The sequence below is a fragment of the Sphingorhabdus sp. genome, from assembly GCF_044374345.1.
Lineage (GTDB): Bacteria > Pseudomonadota > Alphaproteobacteria > Sphingomonadales > Sphingomonadaceae > Sphingorhabdus_B.
The window spans coordinates 1-9,253 of the sequence record NZ_JBILOS010000080.1; the positions used below are offsets into that span (position 1 = coordinate 1).

The 9,253-nt window shown below is 57.2% G+C and carries 10 protein-coding genes and 1 tRNA gene; 7 read left to right on the forward strand and 4 right to left on the reverse strand.

Annotated elements, in window-relative coordinates:
- The 4 genes from rplI to ACIQ5B_RS08575 form a co-directional block, all read left to right on the forward strand.
- Positions 1 to 653, forward strand: a 653-nt coding sequence (rplI, locus tag ACIQ5B_RS08560; protein WP_397598640.1) for a 50S ribosomal protein L9, incomplete at its 5' end; no start/stop codon positions are given.
- 220 nt (positions 654 to 873) lie between these two features.
- Positions 874 to 1,380 carry a 2'-5' RNA ligase family protein gene (locus ACIQ5B_RS08565; protein ID WP_397598641.1) on the forward strand — a complete coding sequence of 169 codons (507 nt, stop codon included), beginning with the start codon at positions 874 to 876 and terminating at the stop codon, positions 1,378 to 1,380.
- 87 nt (positions 1,381 to 1,467) lie between these two features.
- A tRNA-Met gene (locus tag ACIQ5B_RS08570) sits at positions 1,468 to 1,544 on the forward strand.
- 74 nt (positions 1,545 to 1,618) lie between these two features.
- Positions 1,619 to 2,320: a Crp/Fnr family transcriptional regulator gene (locus ACIQ5B_RS08575; RefSeq protein ID WP_397598642.1), complete on the forward strand. Its 702-nt coding sequence runs from the start codon at positions 1,619 to 1,621 to the stop codon at positions 2,318 to 2,320.
- 73 nt (positions 2,321 to 2,393) lie between these two features.
- Here ACIQ5B_RS08575 and ACIQ5B_RS08580 read toward each other — a convergent pair whose 3' ends face one another.
- Positions 2,394 to 2,585 (reverse strand): zinc-finger domain-containing protein, encoded by a 192-nt coding sequence (locus ACIQ5B_RS08580; protein WP_397598643.1) that lies wholly within the window; start codon positions 2,583 to 2,585, stop codon positions 2,394 to 2,396.
- Between the two features lie 39 nt (positions 2,586 to 2,624).
- Positions 2,625 to 2,711 (reverse strand): DUF4402 domain-containing protein, encoded by an 87-nt coding sequence (locus ACIQ5B_RS08585; protein ID WP_397598648.1) that lies wholly within the window; start codon positions 2,709 to 2,711, stop codon positions 2,625 to 2,627.
- 97 nt (positions 2,712 to 2,808) lie between these two features.
- On the opposite strand from ACIQ5B_RS08585, the gene ACIQ5B_RS08590 reads away from it, so the two are divergent.
- The 3 genes from ACIQ5B_RS08590 to ACIQ5B_RS08600 are packed head-to-tail and all read left to right on the forward strand — an operon-like array spanning position 2,809 to position 6,494.
- Positions 2,809 to 3,726 carry an ABC transporter ATP-binding protein gene (locus tag ACIQ5B_RS08590; protein WP_397598644.1) on the forward strand — a complete coding sequence of 306 codons (918 nt, stop codon included), beginning with the start codon at positions 2,809 to 2,811 and terminating at the stop codon, positions 3,724 to 3,726.
- Positions 3,727 to 5,301 carry an L-aspartate oxidase gene (gene nadB, locus ACIQ5B_RS08595; protein ID WP_183939642.1) on the forward strand — a complete coding sequence of 525 codons (1,575 nt, stop codon included), beginning with the start codon at positions 3,727 to 3,729 and terminating at the stop codon, positions 5,299 to 5,301.
- Positions 5,298 to 6,494 carry a dipeptidase gene (locus tag ACIQ5B_RS08600; protein ID WP_397598645.1) on the forward strand — a complete coding sequence of 399 codons (1,197 nt, stop codon included), beginning with the start codon at positions 5,298 to 5,300 and terminating at the stop codon, positions 6,492 to 6,494. The genes nadB and ACIQ5B_RS08600 overlap by 4 nt, the downstream gene beginning before the upstream one ends.
- 27 nt (positions 6,495 to 6,521) lie before the next feature.
- On the opposite strand, the gene ACIQ5B_RS08605 is transcribed toward ACIQ5B_RS08600, so the two are convergent.
- The gene (locus tag ACIQ5B_RS08605; protein ID WP_397598646.1) at positions 6,522 to 7,724 is read right to left on the reverse strand and encodes a M20 family metallopeptidase; all 1,203 of its coding nucleotides are present in this window, start codon (positions 7,722 to 7,724) and stop codon (positions 6,522 to 6,524) included.
- A gap of 39 nt (positions 7,725 to 7,763) precedes the next feature.
- Positions 7,764 to 9,253: trypsin-like peptidase domain-containing protein (locus ACIQ5B_RS08610; RefSeq protein ID WP_397598647.1), on the reverse strand; the 1,490-nt coding region annotated here is incomplete at its 5' end.

A 9,253-nucleotide genomic window follows, 5' to 3' on the forward strand; every position in this document is an offset into this window, starting at 1 on the left:
TTGAAAAGCTTGGTGCAATCGGTGACGTTGTCACTGTGAAGGACGGCTATGCCCGTAACTTCCTGTTGCCAAACAAAAAAGCGCTCCGTGCGAACGACGCAAACCGCAAGGTTTTCGAAGCCAACCGCGCGAAAATTGAAAGCGACAACGCAACCCGTCGTGAAGAAGCGCAAAAGGCTTCTGGCGGCGTCGAAGGCAAGCAGATCGTTCTGATCCGTGCGGCTTCGCAAACTGGCCAGCTTTATGGTTCGGTTTCGGTTAAGGACATCGTTGACGGTCTGGCTGCCCAGGACGCCAAGGTTACCAAGTCGATGATCGTTCTCGAACGCCCGATCAAAACGCTTGGCGTATTTGACGTGAAGGTTGTTCTGCACCCCGAAGTTTCGGTTACGGTTCAGGTCAATGTGGCCCGTTCGGACGACGAAGCCGAGCTGCAGAAGGACGGCGTCAACGTTCTTGAGCAGATGTTCGAAGCTGAACAGGCCGAGATCGCTGCAGAAGCCATTGAAGCACAGGTTGAGGCCGAAGTTGCTGCCGATGCTGCGGATGCAGCTGAAGCCGCTGCAAACGCAAAGCGCCGCGAAGAGCAAGCTGCTGCCAAGGCTGCGGCTGAAGCTGCCGGTGGTTTGTCGGCCGAGGCTGACGAAGCCTAAGCTTTCGCACCTAAAAAACAAAAAGCCGCCCCGTCGCAAGACTGGGCGGCTTTTTTGTGTCTGGCTTTGCAATGCCTATCCAGTGTCATTCCCGCGTATGCGGGAATCCATGGTTTATTCGCTCCTCTTGAACCGACAAGTTAGGCCATGGATCCCCAATCAAGTTGGGGATGACAACTGCGTGGTAGCGGTAAAGTGCCCGTACGGTTAAAGCCAACCAATGACCGCACCCATCATCATCACCGCCGAAATGGGCAAAGCGGATCAGGCGTGGGCCAATGGCTTGCGGCGCACACATTATCCTGCCGACCGCAACATGGTCGATGCGCATATTACGCTGTTCCACCATTTGCCTCCAAGCCATATTGCCGAGGTCAAAGCCCGCTTGGCGGCTCTTGCGGCTGAATGCGCTACTCCGAAGGCCCGTTTAAGCGACCTTATGCAGATGGGCGGCGGCGTTGCTTATCGCGTTGAAAGCCCCGAACTTCTCTCGATTCGCGATGCATTGGCCGAAGGGTTTCGCGGACTACTCATTCCGCAGGATCAAGCGCGTCCGCGGCTGCACATCACCGTCCAGAACAAGGTCGAACCCGCTATTGCAAAAGCGCTGTATGAAACGCTTTCCAGCAATTTTCAGCCTCGATCTTTGTCGATTTACGGCCTCGCTGCTTATCATTATCGCGGCGGCCCGTGGGAACAGATTGGCAGATGGGCATTTCGGGGCTGAATAACCTTTCGCAGCCCTTGACCCATGCAACCCCCACGCTTATAGCGCCGCGTGCTTCCCCGCAAACGCTGGGATTCACGCTTGGATGGCGAAGTAGCTCAGCTGGTTAGAGCGGTGGAATCATAATCCATAGGTCGGGGGTTCAAGTCCCTCCTTCGCTACCATCCCCCCACACATGCGATAGGCCAGACGGTATCATGAGCTTGCCCGTCGCTCTGGCGAGGGCTAAGCTTGGGTTATGAAGGACTGCTCCCAATGCGTTGTACGGAACCGTGCAATTTGCGCCGGCCTCGAACCCGATGAACTTGATGCGTTGGGGCAGCTTGGCCGCAAGCAGCGCGTGACAAGGGGACAGACGGTTGTTTGGGAAGGCGATGATTCGGTTGTCGTCGCCAATGTCATCGAAGGCGTCCTTAAAGTGTCCATGAGCATTTCGGATGGACGCGAACAAATTGTCGGCCTTGTCTTCGCCTCTGACTTTATCGGCCGCCCCTTTGGTCAGCAAAACCCCTACAGCGTCACGGCGCTTACAGACGCAGAATTATGCATTTTCCCCCGTTCCACTTTTGACAGCTTCGCGCGGCAGCATCCGGAACTGGAGCATAAGCTGCTGCGGCGGACGTTGACTGAACTTGATCGTGCCCATGAATGGATGTTGCTGTTGGGGAAGAAGACCGCGACGGAACGCATTGCGACCTTGCTGCTGGAAATGTCTGCGCGCCTTGGTGAAACTGGCTGTTCGGCGGACAAAAGCGCCTTGGATAGCTTTGAATTGCCCCTCGATCGCCAACAGATGGGCGATGTTCTTGGCTTAACCATTGAAACGGTCAGCCGGCAATTATCGCTGTTGAAAGCCGACGGTGTCATCAACTTACCAGACCGCCGGACGGTGGCCATTCAAGACCGTCTGCGGCTTCAGGATCTTTCCGCCGCCACATAAGGCGGTTTTTTCGGCCCGGCCGGTGCATATGGTGCCAGCGCCAGCGCAAGACATATGGGTTTAACGGGGGGTTTTAGTCTTTGCCGTTATCCGCAGGGCCGCCGACCAACACAAAATGACGGTCGCAATAGCCGCAATCGACATAGCCTTTTTCATCAATCTGAAGCCAGACGCGGGGATGCCCCAGTGCGGCAGGGATATCGCCGCTGCCGTCGCAAGCAACGCGCGGTTCACGGACTCGGATCGTTTCAGGAGTGTTGTTCATGCGCGGCGCGTAGCAAAACCGCTGCGGGGCTGCAACGGGTCAGAAGTAATTGAGCGTGATCGACCAGTTTCCTGAATACACGCCGGGTGCTTGGTTTGCGCCAACCTCAAGCGTGGCACTGCGCAAATAGCCGCATCAATGCATTGCGTGCATTTCATGCTACGCCCGCAATCTGTCATTTCCCGTGATTGCTTAGCAGGGCTGGGTTCGCTATCGCATGCTCATGTCTGAACAAGCTATCTCGATCAAGAATCTCTCCAAAAAATATGCCAGCGGTAAACAGGCGCTGAGTGATGTCAGTTTTGACGTCGCTCAGGGATCTATTTTCGGGCTTCTGGGGCCGAATGGTGCGGGCAAATCCACATTGATCAACATATTGGCCGGTATGGTGATGAAAAGCTCCGGCTCCGCATCGATTTGGGGTTTTGATATCGATGAAAACCCACGCAATGCCAAGGCATCAATCGGTATTGTCCCGCAGGAAATCATGTTCGATCCCTTCTTTACACCCAAAGAAGCGCTTGAACTGCAGGCGGGCCTATATGGCGTGCCCAAGTCCAAGCGGCGGACGATGGAGCTGCTCAAGGCGGTCCGGTTGGAGGACAAGGCGGATGCCTATGCCCGCACATTGTCGGGCGGCATGAAAAGACGGTTGCTGGTGGCCAAAGCCATGGTTCATGCACCGCCTGTTATCGTGCTCGATGAGCCCACGGCTGGTGTCGATATCGAGCTGCGCCAACAATTGTGGGATTATGTGCTTGAACTGAACAAGCAGGGCGTGACCGTCGTCCTAACAACCCATTATCTTGAAGAAGCCGAACAATTATGTGACCGCATCGCCATCATCAACCATGGGCAGCTGATCGCCAACAAGCCAACGCGCGATCTGGTCGGCATGGCCCGGGAAAAGGCCGTTGTTCTGACGCTGGATCGGGATGTCACCGCCGCGCCGACCCATGAGGCATTTGAAAAATCCGAATTGGTGAATGAGCGCACAATCGAGATTACCTATAACAAAGACCGGATGAACGCGGGCGAAGTGTTGACGACCATTCAGGGACTGGGCCTTGGGATATTGGACGTGACAACCAAGGAAGCTGACCTTGAAGACGTCTTCCTGCGTCTGACAAGCAGTGCATAAATGGACGTCGACGTCCTCATCATCGGATCAGGTGCGGCGGGATTAACCGCTGCGCTGCAGCTGGCAACAAGCCGAAAAGTCGCCGTCTTGGCAAAGGGCGCGATATCCGATGGCGCGACAGCCTGGGCCCAAGGGGGCATCGCCGCCGTGCTGGAGCCCGGCGATAATTTCGAAAGCCATATCGAAGATACAATGGTCGCGGGTGCCGGGCTGAACAACCGTGCGACCGTCGAATTTGTTGTCGAAAATGCGCCTGTCGCCATTGAGCGGCTGGCGAAGCTGGGCGTGCCGTTTAATCTTGAGGGCAATGACTGGCACCTGACGCGTGAGGGCGGCCACAGCCATCGCCGCATCGTCCATGTCGATGACGCCACCGGATGGGCAGTGCAGCAGGCATTGGAGGCCGCCGCGAGGGCGCATCCCAATATCGTGCTGGTGCCCGATATGGTCGCCGTTGATTTGATATCGGGCCGCCATCAGGAACGGTTTTCAACCTCAGGCCGCGTCCATGGTGTCTATGCGCTCAACCGCAAGACAGGGCAGGTGGAAGCGTTTACCGCGCGCGCTACGATCTTGGCTAGCGGCGGCGCCGGACGCACTTATCTCTACTCCACCGCACCACGCGGGGCGACGGGCGATGGCATTGCGATGGCGTGGCGCGCTGGCTGCCGCGTATCGAATATGGAATTCATGCAATTCCACCCGACCTGCCTATACAATCTTGAGGTCAAAAACTTCCTGATTACTGAGGCGGTGCGCGGCGAGGGCGGCATATTGAAAAATCCCAAAACCGGGCATCGTTACATGCCCGATTATGATGAACGCGCAGAGTTGGCCCCGCGCGATATCGTGGCCCGCGCCAATGATGCGGAGATTAAGCGTGACGGGCTGGAATATGTCCATTTGGATATCAGCCACAAGCCTGCAGATTTTGTGAAGGGGCATTTTCCGAACATTTATGAAAAGCTGATGGGGCTTGGCATCGACATCACGCGCGAGCCCATTCCCGTGGTGCCAGCCCAGCATTATACTTGCGGCGGTGTTCTGGTTGACCTTGATGGCCGAACCGATGCGCCGGGGCTGTATGCGGCTGGCGAAGTGACGCAAAGCGGACTTCATGGTGCAAACCGTCTTGCGTCGAATTCGCTGCTGGAATGCTTCGTCTTTGGTGACGCCTGTGCGCGCCATATCGATGCCCATTGGGATAGCCTGCCGCCACCACCGCCCATCCGCGCGTGGGACGAAAGCCGTGTGACGGACAGCGACGAAGAAGTTGTGATTGCGCAATGCTGGCGCGAAATCCGCCAATTCATGTGGAACTTTGTAGGTATCGTTCGCACGACCAAGCGGCTGGAGCGCGCACAGCACCGTATCGATTTGCTGCGCAGCGAAGTTGCCGATTATTATAGCCATTTCCGCGTGACGCCTGACCTGATTGAACTGCGCAACCTGGTTGAGGTCGCGGCGCTTATCATTCAGTCCGCTTTGTCACGGCATGAAAGCCGGGGGCTGCATTTCACGCTCGATTATCCCGAAACGCTAAAGGAGGCGGTTGATACCGTGTTGGTTCCATGAAAAAACTACTCCCGCTTTTTGCCTTGGTTGCGCTCTCGCCGGCATATGCCGCAACCCCTGAAGAAACCGCGCGGGAGGTACTGGCAAAGTCCCCTATCATCGACGGACATAATGATACGCCGCACCAGATTGCGGAACTGTTCGAGCGGGATTTCTCGAAATTCAACCTCGCGGCACTACCGGCCGATGTTCTTGCCAAAACGCACACCGATATCCGCAATGCGCGCGCCGGTTTCCTCGGCGGACAATTTTGGTCGGTATATGTTGATGCCGCGCTGCCAAAGCATGAGGCGGTAACACGCACCATCGCGCAGATTGACGTCGTGCGGCAGATGATAGCGCGTTATCCAGAGAGCTTTGCCTACGCATCGACCGCCGCTGAGGTGGAGCGCGCGATGAAGGCAGGCAAGATCGCGTCGATGATTGGCATGGAGGGCGGACATTCCATCGGCGACTCGCTTGAGATCCTGCGGCAAACTTATGCGCTTGGCGCACGCTATATGACCATCACGCACAGCCTGACGACCGATTGGGCCGACAGCGCGACCGATGCGCCAAAGCATGATGGTCTGTCGCCATTTGGTTTTGACGTGCTGGCGGAAATGAACCGGCTGGGGATGATTGCGGACATCAGCCATGTGTCAGAGGCAACGATGCATGACGTGTTGGATAAAACCACCGCGCCCGTGCTGTTCACGCACAGCAATGCCCGCGCCATCACACCGCATCCGCGTAACGTGCCGGACTCCGTGTTGAAGCGTTTGCCGCAAAATGGCGGCGTGGTGATGGTTACATTTGTCCCGGGCTTTACCTCGCCCGAGCGCCGCCAATGGGAATTTGAACGGTCGGCGGTGGCAGGGCGTGCGAAAACCGAGTTTTCCGGCAACCCTGTCGGCGAGAAAGCCGTCGTTGACGCATGGATTGCCGCAAACCCACAGCCCAAAGCAACATTGGCGCAAGTCGCTGACCATATCGACCATATCCGCAAAGTTGCAGGCATTGACCATATCGGCATTGGTGGCGACTTTGGCGGTGTCGATGAACTGCCCGTGGGCCTCGAAAACGTATCGACCTATCCCGCTTTGTTCGCAGAATTGGTACGTCGTGGCTATTCGAAGAGCGATCTCGCCAAAATCGCCCAAGGCAACGCCCTACGCGTCATGCGCGGGGTCGAGAAGGCGGCGGGGAAATAGCTGTCGCGGCTTTGCGTGATGAGAGAGTTACGCAAAGCCTTCGGACAAATATCGCTCGGCTATTGCGGCGTGGAGGGCGGCTCCGCGGGCCATGACGCTGTCGTCTAGGACCATGCGGTTGGAGTGCAGACCGCAGCAGGATCGCCAGTCGTCACCCTCATGTGACGCGCCCAAGAAGAACATTGCGCCGGGCACTTTTTCAAGGACATATGCAAAATCTTCGGCGCCCATGATCGGTGTGTCGAGCGTGAGCCAGCTTTCTACGCCAAACATATCCTCAACCACTTTTTTGCCGAATTGAACCGCACGGTCATCGCAGACGGTAACCGGGAAGCCTTGTTCGATGTGGACCTCCGCGCTGCAACCATGGGCAGCGGCGATGCCGGGGACGAGGCGATGCAGCTCCTCCGCCACGCGCGCGCGTGACTGCGGCGACAATGTGCGGATAGTGCCCAAAAGATGCGCGGTTTCCGGAATGATGTTGTTGGTCGTGCCTGCTGCGATTTTGGCAATGGTGATGACCGCTGGGTTAAATACGGAAATCTTGCGCGTGACCATCGTCTGGATGGCCGATACGATTTCGCAGGCAACAGGAATGGGATCAACGGCGTCGTGTGGCATCGATGCGTGGCCGCCCGCGCCCTTGACGGTAATATTCAGGACGTCAGACGACGCCAGCAACGGTCCGCTTCGGCCGCTAAACACACCGCGCGGGGCGTTGGGCATGATGTGCAAGGCAAAGGCCGCATCGGGCAGCGGATCAATCAAGCCGTCGTCGAGCATGAAGCGTGCGCCATGATGGCCTTCTTCGCCGGGCTGGAACATGAATTGCACCGTGCCGGCCAGCTGGTCGCGCTTGGCGCATAGCATCTTGGCCGCGCCCACAAGCATCGCGACATGGGTATCATGCCCGCAAGCGTGCATCGCGCCTTCGGTCAGCGAGCTATATTCAAGGCCCGTATCTTCATGGAGCGGTAATGCGTCCATATCGCCACGTAGAAGCACCGTACGGCCATTGGCCGGGCCTTTCAGTGTCGCTATGAGCCCTGTGGTCGATGGCCCTTCACGCAGCTCCAGCGGCAGGCCAGCAAGCGCGGCCTTTATTTTGGCCAATGTCTTGGGGTTTTGCAGGCCAAGCTCAGGCTCGGCATGAATTGCGCGGCGCAGCGCGATCAGGTCGGGAAGGATGTCTTCGGCGTCGTCGCGCCAGTCAGTGCTGATTAAGTCCATAGCTTAACTAGCACCACCCTGGCGCGCCCGACAACTGCCTTATTTTTCCAGACGTACGGCAACATATTGCGTCGGCGCACCGCGGCGTTTTACGCCCAGTAGGATCGCGCCGCGGCCAGCCGCCTGCACTTCCTTGAGAGCGGCCACGAGACCGGCTGCTGTCGTAACTGGCTTGTAGTTTGCCGATACGATGACATCACCACGACGCAGACCAACCTGCGCACCCGTGCCGGTGCCCGGAACGTCAATAACCACTCCCTTTGTATCAGTGGTCAGGCCAAGCGCGCGGGCAATTTCGGCATCAAGCGGAATAACGCTGATGCCCAAAGCATCACGCACAACCTTTGAATCGGGCGTGTCGGTTTGCTTGTCGAAATCCTTGTTTTCTTCAGGGTTGAAACTTTGCGCCAACTTCTCTTCTGGAGGACGTGCGCCCACGGTTGCGGTCAGCTTCATTGGCTTGCCTTCACGCAAGATATCCAGCGGAATGCGCGTGCCAGGTTTTACGTTGGCGACGATGAAAGACAGCGTGGTTTCAGGCGAAACCTCGCGGTCATTGACGCGCAGAACGATGTCGCCTTCTTTCAGGCCAGCCTTATCAGCAGCTTCACCGGCAACAACGCGGGCGACAAATTCGCCGCGGTTCTTTTCCAGACCAAGCGCGTCGACGGTGACCTCATCCACGGGCCGGATGCTGATACCCAAATAGCCACGTTCCGGACGAACGCCCTTTTTCAGGGACTCAATCACAGGAATGGCTTCTTCTGCAGGAATGGCAAATCCCACACCGATATTCGCGCCGACTGGTGAAATCAGACGATTGTTGATGCCAACGACTTCGCCCCTGAGGTTGAACAAGGGACCACCCGAGTTACCGGGATTGATGGCGGTGTCGGTTTGAATGAAGCGGTCATATGCGCCACCTGCACCGATGTTACGCTGAAGCGCGGAGATAATGCCCGCGGTCACGGTGTTGCCAAGGCCAAGCGGGTTACCAATTGCAATGACCCAGTCACCCACACGGCTTTTCCTGGAATCGGCCATTTTGACGAACGGCAAATCGGTCGCACGGATTTTGAGCAGTGCGATGTCTGATTGTGGATCACGGCCGACGATTTCGGCATCATATTCCTTGCCATCAAACAAGGTGACGGTCACGCGGTCAACCGCATCGCCCGATGGACCACCTGCGACAACATGGTTGTTGGTCACGATATAGCCATCGCTCGAGATCAAAAAGCCTGAGCCGCCGCTTGCTTGGTCCTGCGTTACGGGACGGCGTTCGCCGGTTAGCGGGTTAAAGCTGGTGGCGACTTGTACCTTTTTACGCGTGGCGATGTTGACCACTGCTGGCTGCAACTGTGCGGCCAAGTCTGCAAAGCTCGACGGTGCGCCGCCGGGGGCGAGATTAACTTGTTCCGAAACAGCAAGGCCGGTTTGCGCGGTCACGGGATTGTCGTTGACCAAAGCTACGGCGGCACCTGTCATTAAAAGCGCGGTGGTAACTGCATAAGCGTAACGCACGGATA